General features: G+C 68.6%; 13 protein-coding genes and 1 pseudogene. 7 read left to right on the top strand and 7 right to left on the bottom strand.

The genetic code is table 11. From position 1 onward, the window contains the following. Positions 1-125 precede the first annotated feature (125 nt). Both IPJ61_RS03865 and IPJ61_RS03860 read right to left on the bottom strand, forming a co-directional pair. Positions 126-1,826, bottom strand: a complete 1,701-nt coding sequence (locus tag IPJ61_RS03865) for a fumarate hydratase (protein WP_297103293.1) — start codon at positions 1,824-1,826, stop codon at positions 126-128. Positions 1,827-1,975: 149 nt separating this feature from the next. Continuing rightward, complete coding sequence (locus tag IPJ61_RS03860; protein WP_297103291.1) at positions 1,976-3,325, bottom strand: hypothetical protein; 1,350 nt, start codon at positions 3,323-3,325, stop codon at positions 1,976-1,978. 146 nt (positions 3,326-3,471) lie between these two features. On the opposite strand from IPJ61_RS03860, the gene IPJ61_RS03855 reads away from it, so the two are divergent. Both IPJ61_RS03855 and IPJ61_RS03850 read left to right on the top strand, forming a co-directional pair. Then, positions 3,472-4,692, top strand: coding sequence for an AGE family epimerase/isomerase (locus IPJ61_RS03855; RefSeq protein ID WP_297103288.1), 1,221 nt, complete (start codon positions 3,472-3,474; stop codon positions 4,690-4,692). Beyond that, positions 4,689-5,105, top strand: coding sequence for a hypothetical protein (locus IPJ61_RS03850; protein WP_297103286.1), 417 nt, complete (start codon positions 4,689-4,691; stop codon positions 5,103-5,105). The genes IPJ61_RS03855 and IPJ61_RS03850 overlap by 4 nt, the downstream gene beginning before the upstream one ends. A 93-nt stretch (positions 5,106-5,198) precedes the next feature. Here IPJ61_RS03850 and IPJ61_RS03845 read toward each other — a convergent pair whose 3' ends face one another. After that, on the bottom strand, positions 5,199-6,539 hold the full coding sequence (locus IPJ61_RS03845; RefSeq protein WP_297103283.1) for an MFS transporter: 1,341 nt from the start codon (positions 6,537-6,539) through the stop codon (positions 5,199-5,201). An 85-nt stretch (positions 6,540-6,624) separates the two neighbouring features. Between IPJ61_RS03845 and IPJ61_RS03840 the strand changes: the two genes are divergently transcribed. The 3 genes from IPJ61_RS03840 (at position 6,625) to IPJ61_RS03830 (ending at position 9,032) form a co-directional block, all read left to right on the top strand. Beyond that, positions 6,625-7,701, top strand: a complete 1,077-nt coding sequence (locus IPJ61_RS03840) for a branched-chain amino acid aminotransferase (protein WP_297103280.1) — start codon at positions 6,625-6,627, stop codon at positions 7,699-7,701. A 96-nt stretch (positions 7,702-7,797) separates the two neighbouring features. After that, positions 7,798-8,478, top strand: a complete 681-nt coding sequence (locus IPJ61_RS03835; RefSeq protein ID WP_297103277.1) for an SDR family NAD(P)-dependent oxidoreductase — start codon at positions 7,798-7,800, stop codon at positions 8,476-8,478. 188 nt (positions 8,479-8,666) lie between these two features. Beyond that, the gene (locus IPJ61_RS03830; RefSeq protein WP_297103274.1) at positions 8,667-9,032 is read left to right on the top strand and encodes an RNA-binding S4 domain-containing protein; all 366 of its coding nucleotides are present in this window, start codon (positions 8,667-8,669) and stop codon (positions 9,030-9,032) included. Between the two features lie 131 nt (positions 9,033-9,163). Here IPJ61_RS03830 and IPJ61_RS03825 read toward each other — a convergent pair whose 3' ends face one another. Next, positions 9,164-10,774: an alcohol dehydrogenase catalytic domain-containing protein gene (locus tag IPJ61_RS03825; protein ID WP_297103272.1), complete on the bottom strand. Its 1,611-nt coding sequence runs from the start codon at positions 10,772-10,774 to the stop codon at positions 9,164-9,166. Positions 10,775-10,882: 108 nt separating this feature from the next. Here IPJ61_RS03825 and IPJ61_RS03820 point away from each other — a divergent pair, with 108 nt between their 5' ends. Beyond that, positions 10,883-11,917 carry a sugar-binding transcriptional regulator gene (locus IPJ61_RS03820; protein WP_297103270.1) on the top strand — a complete coding sequence of 345 codons (1,035 nt, stop codon included), beginning with the start codon at positions 10,883-10,885 and terminating at the stop codon, positions 11,915-11,917. A 122-nt stretch (positions 11,918-12,039) separates the two neighbouring features. Here the strand turns inward: IPJ61_RS03820 and IPJ61_RS03815 are convergent, their stop codons facing one another. Both IPJ61_RS03815 and IPJ61_RS03810 read right to left on the bottom strand, forming a co-directional pair. Further along, positions 12,040-13,458, bottom strand: a complete 1,419-nt coding sequence (locus IPJ61_RS03815; RefSeq protein WP_366505185.1) for a sensor histidine kinase — start codon at positions 13,456-13,458, stop codon at positions 12,040-12,042. Then, the gene (locus tag IPJ61_RS03810; RefSeq protein ID WP_297103267.1) at positions 13,455-14,141 is read right to left on the bottom strand and encodes a response regulator transcription factor; all 687 of its coding nucleotides are present in this window, start codon (positions 14,139-14,141) and stop codon (positions 13,455-13,457) included. The genes IPJ61_RS03815 and IPJ61_RS03810 overlap by 4 nt, the downstream gene beginning before the upstream one ends. 152 nt (positions 14,142-14,293) lie before the next feature. Between IPJ61_RS03810 and IPJ61_RS03805 the strand changes: the two genes are divergently transcribed. Further along, the gene (locus IPJ61_RS03805; protein WP_297103265.1) at positions 14,294-15,325 is read left to right on the top strand and encodes an LCP family protein; all 1,032 of its coding nucleotides are present in this window, start codon (positions 14,294-14,296) and stop codon (positions 15,323-15,325) included. A gap of 464 nt (positions 15,326-15,789) precedes the next feature. On the opposite strand, the pseudogene IPJ61_RS03800 reads toward IPJ61_RS03805, so the two are convergent. After that, positions 15,790-16,350: pseudogene (locus IPJ61_RS03800) on the bottom strand (IS630 family transposase); the annotation flags it as partial. Positions 16,351-16,433: the final 83 nt, after the last annotated feature.

Raw genomic sequence — 16,433 nt, 5'->3', positions numbered from 1 at the left:
ATCCACCGATGTGCGCCTACTGCGCTGCCCCATCCAGGCACACTGGCTTCGCCCTGACCGCTCAACGGACGCTTCATCCGATCGTCGAATAGCGGATCCTGCTCACATTTCCGGGCGGCACGAGTTCAGAGGCCCTCGCGCTTCGGGATGGACAGCACCAGCGGCTTGCCGACCTCGGCGAAGAAGTCGTTGCCCTTGTCGTCGACGACGATGAACGCGGGGAAGTCCTCGACCTCGATCCTCCAGATCGCCTCCATGCCCAGCTCCTCGTACTCGACGACCTCGACGTGTCTGATGCAGTCCTGCGCGAGGCGCGCGGCGGGGCCGCCGATCGAGCCGAGGTAGAAGCCGCCGTGCGCGTTGCACGCCTCGGTGACGGCCTGAGAACGGTTGCCCTTCGCGAGCATCACCATCGAGCCGCCGGCAGCCTGGAACTGATCGACGTACGAGTCCATGCGCCCCGCCGTCGTCGGGCCGAACGAGCCCGAGGCCATGCCCTCGGGGGTCTTCGCCGGGCCTGCGTAGTAGACGGGGTGGTCCTTCAGGTACTGGGGCATCTCCTCGCCGGCGTCGAGGCGCTCCTTGATCTTGGCGTGAGCGATGTCGCGGGCGACGATCACCGGCCCGTTGAGCTGCACGCGCGTCTTCACGGGGTGCTTGCTGAGTTCGGCGAGGACGTCGGCCATCGGCTTGTTCAGGTCGATCCGCACCGCAGCGCCCTTTCCGGTTCCGCTGATGCCGTGCGAGTCGGCGTCGAGCTCCTCGTCGACGACCTCCGGCAGGAACCGCGCCGGCTCGGTCTCCAACGCCTCGATGAAAACGCCGTCGGGGGTGATCTTGCCGAGGCACTGCCGGTCCGCCGAGCAGCTGACGGCGATCGCGACGGGCAGCGAGGCCCCGTGACGGGGGAGGCGGATGACGCGCACGTCGTGGCAGAAGTACTTGCCGCCGAACTGTGCGCCGATCCCGAAGTTGCGCGTCAGCTCGAGCACCTTCTCCTCGAGCTCCACGTCGCGGAATCCGTTGGCCGCCATCGAGCCCTCTGTCGGAAGGGTGTCGAGGTACTTCGCGGAGGCGTACTTCGCCGTCTTCAGCGCGAACTCCGCCGACGTGCCGCCGACGACGATCGCCAGGTGGTACGGCGGGCAGGCAGCGGTGCCCAGCGAGCGGATCTTCTCGTCGAAGAACCTCATCATGGAGTCGGGGTTCAGGACGGCCTTCGTCTCCTGGTAAAGGTACGACTTGTTCGCCGAGCCGCCGCCCTTCGCCATGAAAAGGAACTTGTAGATGTTCTCGTGACCTTCTGCCGTGTCGGCGTACAGCTCGATCTGCGCGGGCAGGTTCGACCCGGTGTTGCGCTCGTCCCACATCGTCAGCGGCGCGTTCTGCGAGTACCGCAGGTTCAGCTGGGTGTAGGCGTTGAAGATGCCCATGCTGAGCGGCCGCTCGTCGACGCCCTTGCTCAGTACGCGCTGTCCACGCTTGCCCATGACGATCGCCGTGCCCGTGTCCTGGCACATCGGCAGGACGCCTCCGGCGGCGATGTTCGCGTTCTTCAACAGGTCCAGCGCCACGAACTTGTCGTTGGCGGATGCCTCCGGGTCGTCGAGGATGTTGCGCAGCTGCTGCAAGTGCGCAGGGCGCAGGTAGTGCGCGATGTCATGCATCGCCGTCTCTGCGAGGAGCTCCAGCGCCTCGGGCGCGACCTTCAGGAACGACGCGCCGTCCGGACCCTCGACGACCTCGACGCCCTCGGTGGTCAGCAGCCGGTACGGCGTGGTGTCCTCGCCGATGGGCAGCATGTCAACGTAACGGAACTCCGGCATTGGTCCTCCTTGAGGGGCGCATCTGACAAGAGGCTCCGCGGATAGGTGGTGCCGTAGCAAGGACGCCGTAGGTGCCACTTGTCCGCGGGACCTCTCGTAGTCTTTCAGACCGCAAGGAGCCGGAGGGATCCGGGGCTGGCGAAGCCTCTTCACGCTCCGTGCGCGGTCCTCGCCGTGGGTGTGGCGGCCGGCGGCGGGTCGATAACGGGCCATGCCCGGCGCAGTTGCCGCGCCGTCTCGACGTGCTCGCGCAGCGCGATCCATTCGACGAGGACCAGCCCGCAGACCAGGACGATCCCCAGCCGCAGGCTGAAGTCCCACGGCATCCCGACGAACGGCTCCTGACCCTCGGCCGCCTCGCTGGCCGCCGCGAGCGACGCCCAGACAAGGGCGGAACCCCATGCGGCGCACAGGCAGGCGGCGACCCGTAGCGGGCTGGTCCCTGTCAGCTGCGCATGCAGGGCGGACTCGCTGGGGCGGCGCCACCCGGCGTCGGGCGAAGCGGCGAGCGCGCGGAGCCGGAGTCGGGCGCGCTGCCCGACGACCGCGCCGAGGATCGAGCCGACCGTGAGCGCCGTGACGGCGAGGACTGTGAGCGACGCGCTGAACGCGAGCCCGGAGTCGATCAGCCACTCGACCGGGTCGGCATACTCCACGGGGTCGCAGCGTCGGCATGGCTTGCGGAGCAGTGCCATGACGAACACGCCGATGCAGGCCGCGACGGCGGCCCAGGCACCGATCTGCAGCATTCGCGCCGCGACACCGCCGATGGTGCGTTCGCGCGGCCGCTGCGGGGCGGGATGGTCGCCGTCGGTCGCGGTGCGCTGCGCTGCAGCCCTGCGCCGGACCTCTTTTTCCGCCCGCACGCTCCGGCCATCCGAGAAGAGCAGGAGATCCGGTGACGTCGCTTGGGCGGCGTTTCCCCGCAGGGAGAGGATCCTGCCCAGGGCGATCATTCCGATGGTGAGGGCGACGGCACCCAAGCCGATCGTGCGGGCCTCGCCGTCGACCATGATCGCGGCGATCCCGAAGATCACGAAGAGGGTGCCTCCGATCAGCATCAGCGCGAGGCCCGACACCGATACGTTCTCGCCTAGCTTCACCGCGGGCGTGCGCTGCGCGGCGATCGGGACGGCCGCGTCGTCGGTGTTGGCGTGGGCACGCAGGTCGCGGCGGAGCGCCAGGTCGCGGGCGAACGCGAGCGGCCACAGCAGCAGCGCAGGGAGCATGCCGCCGGCGAAGAACGTGTACCCGATCAGCACCCTGCCGAACCCGTCCAGCCGATCCCAGGAGCGCGGAAGGACGATGGCCTTCTCGTCGAACGCGATCATGAGGACGAACCCGACGCCGAAGGTCATTGCTCCGCCGATCGCCAGCCGAAACAGCACGTTCCAGGCGACGGTGAGGGCGGTCGTGGCCCGAGACGGCGGCACCTCGACGAACCGCGGGCCGTCGTCGAGGTGCCCGACCCGGGCGTCGTCGTTGCTGTTCGCGGTCATCGGCCGATGCTAGTGGTCCGTCGCACCTACATGCGCGGGTACGCGACACCACTCATCCCGCTGACGCCGCGTACTGGTCCGCACCTGAGGTGCGACAGACCGCTAGTTGGTGTGCCCGAGGGATCCTGTGGAATAGGCTCAGCGCCATGACGACGATCGACCGCGCCACGCACCGCAGCTGGCTTTTCGCGCACTTCGAGCACCTCCTGGACTTTGGGAGGCGGACACCAGTCGAGGGCGGCGGCGCCGCGTGGCTGGACGACGACGGTGCCCCCATTCCCGAGGAGGGCGCGCAGACGTGGATCACGTGCCGCACCGTCCACACCTACAGCTTGGGCGCGCTGCTCGGGCTGCCGGGCGCGCGGCCCATCGCGCAGGCGGCACTCGACGGCCTTACCGGCCGGATGCGCGACGCCGAGGGGGGCGGCTGGCATGGGCAGGTCGGCGGGGTCGTCCCCGAGCCCGCGGTCAAGGCCGCCTATCAGCACGCGTTCGTCGTGCTGGCGGCCAGCTCGGGCGTGCTGGCCGGGCTCGACGGCGCGCAGCCCCTCCTGAGCGAGGCGCTCCAGGTGATGGAGGAGCGGTTCTGGGACGAGGAGTACGGCCGCGTCGTCGACACCTGGAACGAGGACTTCACCGAGCTCGACCCCTACCGCGGCATCAACGCGAACATGCATACCGTCGAGGCGTTCCTGGCTGCGGCCGACGTCACCGGGGATCGGCTGTGGCTGGAAAGGGCCGCGCGGATCGGCGTGTTCGCGGCGGAGTCGGCCAAGGCGAACGGTTGGCGCCTGCCCGAGCACTTCGACGCCGAGTGGAACGCGCTTCTGGAGTTCAACGCCGACCGCCCTGCTGACCCGTTCAAGCCGTACGGGGCCACCGTCGGCCACGGGCTGGAGTGGGCACGCCTTTTGCTGAACCTGGAGGCCGCCGGGGCCGAGGGCGCCGACTGGGCCGAGGCCGCCGTCGCGTTGTTCGACTGCGCGGTCGAGGACGGCTGGGACGAGGAGATCGGCGGCTTCGTCTACACCACCGACTGGACGGGCAACCCCGTCGTCCCGGACCGCATGCACTGGGTGGTCGCCGAGGCCATCGGTGCGGCGGCGACGCTGTGGCGCCGCACCGGCGACGACCGCTACGCCGAGCTCTATCAGCGCTACTGGGACTATGCCGACGCCCACCTGATCGACCGCGAGCGCGGGTCGTGGCGGCACCAGCTGGACGGCGAGAACCACCCCGCGGACACCACGTGGCGCGGTAAGCCGGACCTCTACCACGCCGCCCAGGCGACGCTGATCCCGCAGCTCCCGCTCGCCCCGACCATGGCTAGTGCGATCGCGCGCAACCTCTGGGAACCGGCATCGTGACCGACGACGGCCTGAACGAGCGGCAGCGCGCCGCCAAGCTCCGCCACGAGCTGAGCCAACAGGCCCTCGAACTCGAGGCGGAACGCGCGAAGGTGCTGATCGACGAGTTCCTGGTCTCCATCAAGGCCGCGGGCATCGCGCCGCAGCCGCTGAAGGCGACAACACTGGACGGCCACGTCGTCAAGACCGACAAGGTGGGTTGGTACCTGCGCACCAATAGGTCCCTCGGCCTCGATACGGAAGGCAACTACTACGTGCTGACCGTCCCGGGCGGGTTCATGGAGCGGTTCCGCGGCGTGAAGCTGAGACCGTCGCTCGCGCCGATGACGATCGGCAAGGGCGGCCGCGACGGCGAGACCGGCGACCTCAAGGAGTTCCTGGACTGGGTCCTCGACGGCACCATCCCGCAATAACGTTCCTTGGATCCCGAGGCAACGGCGGCGAAGGAGCTGCAGCTCGCGAAAGAAAGCTCCGAAACCGTGGGCAGGTAGCTGCGGATAGGCCCGTCAGCTCGTCAGGTCGGCGTTGACGTCGCCGGCCGCATACGACGCCGTCAGCTTCTGGTAGGTCTTCGTGAAGAACGCCGCCCCCGTGACGATCAGGCCGACCAGGCTGACGAGCACGAAGACCAGCGCGATGCCGCGCCCCTCGCCGGTGCCGAGCAGCCAGCTCAGCGAGGCCTGGCCGCGATCGGACTCGGCGTAAGGGATCAGCCAGAACTCGGCGACGGGGCCGATGATGAATGCGCTGACCGGCGCCGCGGACGTCTCGACGGCCTGTGCGAAACCGAACACGCGGCCCTGCTTGGCCAGCGGGACGACGCGCTGCAGCATGGTCTGTTCGGCGGCCTCGATGAACGGCATCAGGGCCATGTAGAGGAAGCAGCCGCCGACGAGCAGCCAGACGGAGTCGCGGATGGTGAACAGCGCGGCGACCACCCACATCGCCATGCACGCCCAGAGCAGCGTGCGCAGTGGACGCGTGCCGAGGCCGGTCTTCGCGATGATCGCGCCGCCGACGATGAAGCCGATGCTGGCGATGCCGAAAAGGATGCCCCACACCTCGACGGAGACGAGCTCGAGGCCGTAGGCGTCGAGGAGCCCCATGAACACGCCGCCGAGCAGGTTGTTCAGCGTCGAGAACAGGATCAGGCCGAACAGGCCGGGCACGGCGACGACGGCGATCCAGGCCACCTTGAAGTCGACGGGGCTGGGGACGCCCTCGGCGTGCACGATGGTCGGCTCGGGGATGCGGATCAGGAACAAGTGAACGAGCGATGCCACGACGACGGCGATGGAGATCCACAGCGTCCAGCCGATCCCCAACCGTCCGATGGCGAGGCCGGATAGGACGCTGACCACGAGCATCGTCGCCCCGTTGACGGCGCCGACGACACCGTTGGCGTTGGCCCGCTTGTCCGGCTCGACGAGGATCGTGACGCAGGTCGACAGCGCCAACCCGCGGATCATCGCGAGCAGCGAACCGAAGAGGATGAGGCCTGCGAAGAGCCAGAACCAGGGTCGGCCGATGTCGACAAGGACGTCGTCGGGCGTCAGGAGGAAGACTACGGCCGCGAGAAGATAGGTTCCCACCGTGCCGACGGCGGAGGCCGCCATCATCGTGTGCTTGCGATGCCGGTCGATCAGCGCCCCGAACGGAACGCCGAGGACGGCGAGCAGCAGCATGTAGGCGCCGCCCATGAACGAGGTGACGAGCACGGACCGCGTCTCGAGGTAGGCCCAGAACGTGATGCCGAACCAGATGAAGGCGGTGCCCAGCATCGCCGCCGCCGTGTTGCCGAGGACGTGGGCGAAGGCACGGGAACGTGTGCGTTGGTCGGAAATCACGGGGCAACGTAACACGCCGAGGACGCGCCGTCGAGGCCGTGGACGGCGCGGAACCGGGGAAATCGTGACGGCTACCATCGGGCGCATGGCCGAGTTCTCGCTGACGCGCACCGCGCATCCCACGTCCGACGCTGCCCGTCAGGCGGCCCTCGCCGACCCTGGTTTCGGGCGCTACTACGTCGATCACATGGTGGTCATCGACTACGTGGAGGGCGACGGCTGGCAGGACCCGCGGATCGTGCCGATGGGTGACTGGTCGCTGCATCCCGCGGCCGCCGTCCTGCACTACGGCCAAGAGATCTTCGAAGGAATGAAGGCCTACCGTCGCGACGACGACTCCATCTGGCTGTTCCGCCCGGATCGCAACGCGGCCCGATTCGTCGTCTCGGCGCAGCGCATGGGCATGGCGGTGCTGCCGGAGGAACTGTTCCTCGAGTCGGTGACGCGCCTCGTCGAGCTGGAGCGCGCTTGGGTCCCCGCGGGCGACGGCGAGCAGAGCCTCTACCTGCGCCCGTTCATGGTCGCCTCGGAGCCCTACCTCGGCGTCCGTGAGGCCGACACCTATCGCTTCGCCGTCATCGCGACGCCGGCGGGTCCGTACTACTCGGAGCCGGTGAAGCTGTGGATCACTCCGAACTACACGCGCGCCGCCCCTGGTGGCACCGGTACCGCGAAGTGCGGCGGCAACTACGCGGCTAGCCTCGTCGCCACGAAGGAGGCGTACGAGAACGGCTGCGGCCAGGTGCTGTGGACCGACGGCGCCGAGCACAAGTGGATCGAGGAGTGCGGCACGATGAACGTGATGTTCATCACCGCCGACGGCGAGTTGCTGACGCCGTCGCTGGGCTCGATCCTCGCAGGCGTCACGCGCGAGTCGATCCTGAAGCTCGCGCCCGAGCACGGCCTCACCCCGGTCGAGCGCCCGATCACGGTCGACGAGGTGCTCGACGGGATCGAGAGCGGCGCGATCACAGAGGTGTTCGCCTGCGGCACCGCTGCGGTCGTCACCCCGATCACGGGATTCAACTCGCCTGCGCGCGGCCCCCAGACGGTCGGCGACGGGACGCCCGGCCCGAAGACCCAGGAGATCCGGCGGCACCTGGTCGACATCCAGTTCGGCCGCGCGGAGGACTCGTTCGGCTGGACCCGCCGCGTCTGCTGACCCCCGCTGGTTGAGCCGGGCCTCCGCGCGAAGCGCCGGGTCCGTGTCGAAACCAATAGACCGTCACGTATCCGCAAACCGACAGTAGGAAAAGCAGTGCCAAAGAAGGCGATCGTTACCGGGCACACCCGCGGATTGGGCGCGGCGCTTGCCGCGCAGTTGGAGGCTGACGGCTGGGACGTGCTCGGCGTCGCCCGCTCCGGCGGAGAGCGCGTCGACCTAGGCGATCCGGAAGCGCTCCTGGCGTGGCTCGACGGCGGGACCCTGCGGGCACACCTGGCGGATGCCGACGAGATCCTCCTGATCAACAACGCCGGGTACCTCGGTCCTTCGAACCTGGTGGGCGACCAGGACCCCGCCCAGGCCGCCCTGGCCGTCAACGTGAATCTCACCGCGCCGATTCTTTTGACCAACGCCGTCCTTCGCGACCGTCCCGCCGGTACGCCCACGCGGGTCGCGCACATCTCCAGCGGCGTCGGGCGTCGCCCCATTCCGGGGTGGAGCGTCTACGGCGCGACGAAGGCCGCGGTCGATCACCACGCCCGGACCGTCTCCGCCGAGGGCCACGACGGGGTGCGGATCGTCTCGATCCGGCCGGGCGTCGTCGACACCGAAATGCAGGGCGAGATCCGAGAGTCCGCGGGCTTCCCGTTGCGTGCGGACTTCGTCGCCATGAAGGAGGAGGGGCGCCTCGTCTCTGCCGCCGACGCCGCCCGAGCCGTCCTCGCGATCGTCGACGCCGACGACTTCGGCGCGGAGCCCTTGGCCTCCGTCTAGTGGCCCGTCGCCCCTAAATGCACGGGAACGCAGCGCCATGCGGGCGATTGACGTCGTTGTCGTCGGTCGACGTAGTGCGCCGCTATGACTCCCTCCTCCGCCTTGTCACTCATCCCGCCTGACGCCGCGTCCTGATCCGCACCTTTAGGGGCGACAGGCCACTGGCGGCCAGGCAATATGCTGGCCGCATGGCTCGACTCGACTCCTGGCTCTGGGCGGTGCGCATGTATAAGACGCGCTCGCAGGCGACAGATGCGGTGCGCGGCGGTCACGTGCGCGTCGACGACAAGCTGGCGAAGGCCGCGCAGGAGGTGGTCACGGGGCAGCGCATCCGCGTGCGGCGAGACCAGGACGAGAAGCTGATCGAAGTCGTGGACCCGACGCTGGCCAAGCGCGTGGGCGCCCCCTTGGCGCAGGCCGCCTACATCGACCGGACGCCGGAGCGCCCGCCCCCGATCCTCGGCATGAGCGGCCGCGTCGCGGTCCGAGAGCGCGGCGCCGGTCGCCCCACGAAGCGCGAGCGCCGCGACCTCGACAAGTTCCGCGGTCGCTGAGCCGGGTTCGGCTCAAGTGGCGTACACAAATCTGCGTGGGTTGCACGAGGTGTGCGTATTGCACAGCTGATGCAACCCACGCAGATTTGTGCACGGGTCCCGGTGTCCGGAGGCGCCGGGAGGGCCGTCGGTCAGGAACCGGCGAGGAGGGCTTGTTCGGCCTCCTTGGTCCAGATGCCGTTGTTCAGCTTGGCCGCCACGTGCGGCAGCCTCTCGGGCATGTCGACCAGGCGGGTCAGCGGGAGGTCGTGCAGCTTCGGGTAAACCATGATCTTGCCGCCGCTGGTGCGGTTGATCACGGAGTCGATGGCGTCCCGGAAGCCCGCCATGCCGGTCACGGCGTCGAGGGAGATGTGCGTGTCGATGATCCCCTCCTCGATCTTCCGCAGCACCGTGCGCATGTCGGAGACGTCGGAGCCCGAGGTGCCAAGCATGAAGACGCGGCGCTCGACGATGCCCTGTAGGTCGAACTCGCCCAGCGTGCCGGCCGGGATGCCCGCGAACGCGTTGAGGATGGCGCCCTCGGCGGCGAGGTCGACGGCCTGCGACACCAGCGCAGGGACGGGGACCATGCACGACAGGTGCGTGTAGCCGGGCTGCAACGCCACCTCGGCGCTGTTGATGTAGCCGAAGGGCACGTCGCGGGCCTCCGCGATCGGGTCGACGATCGCGGCCAGGTGCTTCAGGCGATCCGTGCTGACGTCGGTGCCGGTGACGCTGATCCCCTCGACGCCCGAGGTGACGGCGCGGATGGTGTGCATCGTGCCCATCGGGCCCGCGGCGCCGATGATGACGACCTTGTCGCCCGCGCGCAGGTCGCCGGTGGTGGGCACCCAGGCGTAGCCGTCGGCGGGGTCGGAGCCCGTGGTGCCGACGAAGCGGATGAAGTCGTAGTGGACGCGGCCGATGTCCAGGTTCACCCTGCGGCCGATCCGCTCGCCACCGAGCACGAGGCAGAAGATCGCCCTGCTGCCGAGCAGCGCGGCGGCGGACTCGATGGCGTCGGCATCCGCTCCGTAGAAGACGATGTCATCGAAGGCTTGGCCCTCAAGCCCGGCGAGCTCGGAAGGAGCGACGGTGACGATCTCGGAGGGGACGTGGCCCGCGGTGAGGGCCTCGATGCCGGCGGCCTCGCCGTCGGCCACCACAAGCAGGCGGCCGCCGTCCTGGACGTGATTCCGCTCGACCCAGGCGTAGGAACCCTCGACGGTGGCCCACGGCTCGATCAGGCCCACGGCGGCGGCCGACGGGCCGTCGCTGACGTGGATGAGGAACTCCTCGCCCGACGGCGACACGACGGTGCGCTCGTCGATGACGACATACTCCTGCAGCGCGCCCTCGAAGTTGTAGCCGAAGGCGCCGTTCGACTTCGGCGTGCGGAGGTGCTTCCAGTCGGCCTGGACGAGGACGCGGTCGCCGACCTTGAAGTGTGTCACCTTGTCGCCCACCTCGATGATCCGGCCGACGGGCTCGTGGCCGGGGACCGTGGGCTCGCTTCCCGGCTTGTAGCCCGGGATCTCAGCCAGCGCCTCGGGGCTGATGCCCGCGATCACGTCCTTCTTGCGCGGGTGCGAGTCGAACGCGTGCAGCAGCTTCGTGTCGCTGAAGCAGATGCCGCAGGACTCGACCTCCAGCATCATCTGGTGGGGGCCGACCGGGTCGACGGCCTTGGACGTGTTGTGGACGATCTCGTCGACGCCGACGATCTGGATCGCGTGCTGGACCGACGGAAGCTGGGTCACGGGGGCACCTTTCTCTCGATGGCACCAATCTAGGCCGGTTCGGCGGAGAGCGTGAGCGTTTGCGGGAGAGTTGGGCATATGCTCAGGAGCAGAGGAGAGGATCGTCTAGTGGTTTCACTTCGACACGACGGCGAGGCTTCGCCCGGCGCCTCGGCTCAGTACGGCGCGACACGCCGACCCGCTGACGCTCGTGCGGCGGCTCGACCGGCGGCCTCTCCCATCGACGTCGATCTCGCCGTCCGCGCCGCGTGGCTGTACTACGAGGACGGCCTTACCCAGGCGCAGGTCGCCGGGCGGCTGTTCGTGTCGCGGCAGACCGTCGGGCGACTGCTGGAGTCCGCGCGCCAGCACGGCATCGTGCGCATCGAGCTGGACCCCGCCTACCTCGCGACCATGCGCCTGGCCACGACGGTGCGCGACGTCTTCGGCCTCCGCGACGCCATCGTCGTTCCGACGGCGACCGGCCGGCTCTCGCAGGAGCGCACCAACGAGCGGGTCGCCGCCGCGCTGGCCGCCTATGCGCGGCGCTTCCTCCACCCGGGCGCGGTCGTCGGGGTGAGTTGGGGCGACTCGGTCGCCCGCGCGCTGTCGATGCTGTCCGAGGAGGCCCTCGACGGCGTGCAGCTGGTAGCCGCGACGGGCGGGCTCAGCTCGATCGACGAGGTGCTCACCCAGGCGCCCGGCGTGCTGCGCCGGCTGCGTACCGTGCCCGCGCGGATGCTCGTCTCGAGCCCCGAGGTGGCCGACACGTTCCGGGCGGAGGCGGCCGTGGGCGAGGTCCTCGACCTCGCGCGCGGCGCCGTCGTCACGGTCACGGGCATGGGCGCGGCGACCCCCGGCGGCTCCGCGGTCCGCGCCGGCGTCACCACCGACGAGGAGGTCGCGGAGTTCGCCGCGCGCGGCGCCGTCGGCGACATGATGGGCGAGTGGTTCGACATCGAGGGCCGCGTCGTGACGACGCCGTGGACCACCCAGCGCGTCGGCCTGAGCCTCGACGAACTGCGGGGCATGAGCAACGTCGTCGGGGTCGCGGGTGGGGCCGAGAAGGTCGATGCGATCCGCGGCGCCGTCGTCGGGGGCCTGATCGACGTCCTCGTCACGGACGAGCCCGCAGCCACGGCGCTCCTCGACCGCTGGGGATGACTGCGGACTCCCTGCGCGGCGGGCGCGCGGACCCTCGCTCTGGCCATCCGCTGAGCCGGGCCACGTCGGACGTGCAGGCAAGGAGGCGACACTGCCTCGCGCGCCGAGCGGTGGCTCCAGGCTCAGTCTTCCTCGTCCGGGGGCTCGACCGTCGGCAGCTTCAGGACGAGCTTCGCACCGGCTCCCGGCTCGTTGGCTGCCCTGACCGTGCCGCCGTGGGCCGACGCGGTGTGGGCAACGATCGCCAGGCCCAGGCCCGTGCCCGGCGTGTTGCGGGCTTTGTCGGAGCGGTAGAACCGGTCGAAGATCAGCGGGAGGTCCTCCTCCTCGATGCCGGGGCCCTCGTCGATGATCGTCAACGCGGAGTCATCGAGGTGGACGGTGATGGTGCCGTCCGGGGGGGAGAACTTCACCGCGTTGTCGAGCAGGTTCGTGATCGCGCGCTCCAGCGTGGAGGGGTCGCCCATGATGGGTGTCGGCTCGAGCTGGACGTCGAAGACGATGCCCGGGCCGCGACGGCGGGCGCGCGCGATCGCCGACTCGACGACCTCCGCCATGTCCAACGGCTCGTGCGGGCGCTGCAGATGGTCGTCGCGGGTCAGTGCCACCAGGTCGCCCACCAGCGCGGAGAACTCACCCAGCTGCGCCGCCACATCGCCCAACACCTCGGCTCGGGCGCCTGCCGGCAGCATGCCCGTCGCCTCGTCGGCGACGAGCAACTCAACGTTCGTGCGCATCGACGTCAGCGGCGTGCGCAACTCGTGGCCGGCGTCGGCGATCAGCTGCCGTTGCTGTTCCCGCGACTGCTGCAGCGACCGCAGCATCTTGTTGAACGACTGCGTGAGGGCGCCGAGGTCGTCGCGCCCATAGATGCGGATGGGGTTCAACTGGTCGGTCTGCGTGACCGAGGTCACGGCCTGGGACAAGCGCCGGACGGGGGCCAGTACGACGCGCGCGTTCCACAGCGCGGCGATGGTTGTGACGACGACGCCCAGCACGCCGGCGGTCAGGAGCACGAGCCACAGCGAACCCAGCGTCGAGTCCAGCGACGTCATGGGGCGCGCATACATGACGGCGTACAGCTTCCCATCCACTTGAATCGGCACCGCGACCAGCCGGTACCGGTCGCCGTCGGCGTCGAATGTGCGCGCGGACGAGCCGACCTGCATGCGCGCGACCGTGATCTCATCCGGACCGACCGGCAACTCCTGCACCTGACCCGGCATCTGGGTCACGACGCCGTCGGCTCGCACCATGGCGAGGAGCCCGCTGGAGGCGCCGATGGTGCCCGCCGAGAGCCCGCCCATGTCGGGGAGATTGGCCCTGATGGTGTCGGCGGCGTCCTGGGCCACGGAGATCAGTTCGTTGTCGAGTTGGTCAACCAGCGACCAGCGAGCGACGGTGTAGGTGGCCCCGCCGACGACGATGACTGACAACGCGACGCTCAACCCCGTCAGCAGGGCGAGGCGCCACTGCAACGACTGGCCACTGACCAGCCGGCCTATGCCTCGACGGAGCCGAATCCAGAGGCTGCCGATCACGGGGGCGTTTCACGCAGGACGTAGCCGATGCCACGGACCGTGTGAATCAGGCGCGGCAGGCCACCCGTCTCGGTCTTGCGTCGCAGGTACCCGATGTAGACCTCAAGCGAGTTCGCGGTGGTGGGGAACTCGAAGCCCCAGACCTCGTTCAGCAGGGTGTTGCGTTCCATCACCCGCCGCGGGTGCTCCATGAAGGCCTGCAGGAGGGCGAACTCCGTGCGCGTGAGCGAGATGTGCTGCCCGGAGCGGGTGACCTCGCGGTGGAGCGTGTCGAGCGTGACGTCCTCGAACGTCAGAACCTTCGACTCTGCCTCGGGCACTGGCTTCGAGCGCCTGGTGAGCGCGCGCAGGCGGGCCAGCAACTCGTCGAGCGCGAAGGGCTTGACCATGTAGTCGTCGGCCCCGGCGTCGAGCCCATCGACGCGGTCTCCGACGGCGTCGCGCGCAGTCAGGATGAGGATGGGGGTGTCATTGCCGCCGTCGCGCAGCATGCGCGTGGTCTCCAGACCGTCGAGGCGGGGCATCATGACGTCCATGATGATCGCGTCCGGCGTGTAACTGACCAGCTTGGCCAGGGCTTCGACCCCGTCGGCGGCGGTCTGTACCTGGTCACCCGAATAGGTCAGCGAGCGGGCCAGCGAGTCGCGCACCGCCTGATCGTCATCCACCACCAAGATCTGCATGGTCCCTACCCTGCCACCTTCCACCGACGTATCGGCATCCTACCCGGGTCTTCGGCATGCAGTCGGCGACGCTCGCGTCCGGCGCGGGTAGGATCTCCAAGAGTTTCGGGGAATGCGCCGTCCGTGGGTTCCCCTGGTGGGTTAGGGAAATCATGAGTGATCACTCTTTGTCCTTCATGGAGGACCAGGACGACGACGCGCCGCGCGGTGGGAGGGGAGAGAAGCGCAGGAATCGCTGGCTGCTGTTCACCGTGCTCGGCATTCTCGTCGCGCTGGTGCTCGGCAGCATCGGCGTTGCCGCCTGGTACGGCAAGTCCGCCTTCGACGCCCTCGACAACATCAGCCGCGACCCCGGCTTGATGCCGACCGGTCAGCGCCCGGCCCCTGTCGAACCCGTCGACGCCGCGAAGGCGCCCATCAACATGGTATTGATGGGCTCGGACACCCGCGGTGGTGAACGTGGGCGTTCCGACGTCCTCCAACTTCTTCACATCTCCGGCGACCGCCAGAACGTGTTCCTGATGAGCATCCCGCGCGACTCGTACGTCGAGATCCCCGGACGCGGCAAGGCGAAGATCAACGCGGCCTACTCGTGGGGAGGCGCGCCGCTCGCCGTCGAAACCATGGAACTCCTGCTCGACGTGCCCATGGATCACACCGTGCTGATCGACTTCGAGGGCTTCAAGAACGTCATCGACTCGCTGGGTGGGGTCACCGTCGTCAATAAGGAGGCCTCGAGCAGCGACGGATTTGACTTCCCAAAGGGCGAGATCACCCTTGACGGCGAGGCGGCACTGCGGTTCGTCCGAGAGCGCAAGAACCTCTCCAACGGCGACTTCGGCCGCGCGGAGCGCCAGCGCGATGTCATCAAGGCGGTACTGAGCAAGCTGGCCAGCGGCGGCGTCCTCGCGGACCCGGGCCGCTTCCGTGAGTCGGTCACCGAGCTCGGCAAGAACTTCACCGTCGATGATGGACTCACCAACGACGAGATCATCCGCCTCGGCTGGGAGCTGAAGGGTGTGCACCCCGCGGACATCAAGTCATTCCAGCTGCCGACGGCGGGCTTCGGGTGGACCGCGGACAAGCAGTCGATCGTGCTGGTCGACGAAAAGAAGCTCGACGAACTGAAGACGGCGCTGAGGGCCGACGACATGCTCGCGTTCTACGAGTCCGTGCCGAACTAGTGGCCCGTCGCACCTAAATGCACCGGTACGCGGCGCCATGCGGGCGATTGGCGTCGTTGTCGTCGGTTGACGTAGTGCCCCGCAATGACTCCCTCCTCTGCCTTGTCACTCATCCCGCCCGACCCCGCGTCCTGATCGGCACCTTTAGGCGCGACAGACCACTAGTGCCCCGCGTCGGAAGTGCGCTGCGATCTCGGTGCCCCAGCGGCGCCTCGCTGCGTTCTCCTCGCTCGACGAGCAACCAAGTGCTCCTTCGCTCGTCGGCCTTGCGATCCATCCACTGGAACACCGGAACTCATCAACGACCTTCCGACGCAGGACACCAGGAGCAAGCGCCTAGGCGGGCGTGAGGGCCCAAGGGCGGGCGGCAAAGACTTGGCTACGGCCGTCCGACAGCAATATCGAGAGCTTCTCTCCAGATCAACTTCGGTTGACTGCGGCTGTGCGCATAGATCGATCACCGTCTAGTGTCCTGATTCGTTAATTCGTTTCAGGTATCTGGCGATGGCGTCGAGGATGTCTTCGGCGGTCTTGGTCCAGATGAACGGCTTGGGGTTCTCGTTCCAAGCCGCGACCCAGCCGCGGAGGTCTCGCTCGAGTGCCTGGACGGTGCGGTGGTCGGATCGTTGGAGCAGGTCGCGGGTGACCTCGGCGAAGAGCCGTTCGACCTGGTTGATCCAGGAGGAGTACGTCGGGGTGAAGTGCATGCGGAAGCGTGGGTGCTGCGCGAGCCACGTCTTGACCGTGGGGTGCTTGTGGGTGGAGTAGTTGTCGCAGATCACGTGCACGTCCAGGTGCTCGGGCACGGTCTTGTCGATCTTGGCGAGGAACTTCTTGAACTCGATCGACCGGTGCTTGCGGTGCAGGGAGGAGATCACCGTCCCGTCGGCGACGTTCATCGCGGCGAACAGGCTCGTGGTGCCGTGGCGCACGTAGTCGTGGGTGCGACGCTCGGGTGCCCCTGGCATCATCGGGAACGCGGGCTGGGAGCGGGCCAGGGCCTGTACCTGGCTCTTCTCGTCCACCTTTGCGCGTCTGAGATCGCTAACCAGGATCCGGTTTTAAATGTCCGCGTCCTTGCTGGTTGGATCAACCGGACAAGGAGATC

The sequence above is a fragment of the Tessaracoccus sp. genome, assembly GCF_016714275.1.
Taxonomy (GTDB): Bacteria; Actinomycetota; Actinomycetes; order Propionibacteriales; family Propionibacteriaceae; genus Arachnia.
The sequence above is the reverse complement of the archived record's forward strand: the minus strand, read 5'-3'. Positions and strand labels throughout refer to the sequence as shown.

What these genes read in the sequence shown, in the direction of transcription:
- IPJ61_RS03865 (WP_297103293.1), bottom strand. Translation starts at nt 1,826, where the DNA reads ATGCCGGAGTTCCGTTACGTTGACATGCTGCCCATCGGCGAGGACACC.
- IPJ61_RS03860 (WP_297103291.1), bottom strand. Translation starts at nt 3,325, where the DNA reads ATGACCGCGAACAGCAACGACGACGCCCGGGTCGGGCACCTCGACGAC.
- IPJ61_RS03855 (WP_297103288.1), top strand. Translation starts at nt 3,472, where the DNA reads ATGACGACGATCGACCGCGCCACGCACCGCAGCTGGCTTTTCGCGCAC.
- IPJ61_RS03840 (WP_297103280.1), top strand. Translation starts at nt 6,625, where the DNA reads ATGGCCGAGTTCTCGCTGACGCGCACCGCGCATCCCACGTCCGACGCT.
- IPJ61_RS03830 (WP_297103274.1), top strand. Translation starts at nt 8,667, where the DNA reads ATGGCTCGACTCGACTCCTGGCTCTGGGCGGTGCGCATGTATAAGACG.
- IPJ61_RS03810 (WP_297103267.1), bottom strand. Translation starts at nt 14,141, where the DNA reads ATGCAGATCTTGGTGGTGGATGACGATCAGGCGGTGCGCGACTCGCTG.
- IPJ61_RS03805 (WP_297103265.1), top strand. Translation starts at nt 14,294, where the DNA reads ATGAGTGATCACTCTTTGTCCTTCATGGAGGACCAGGACGACGACGCG.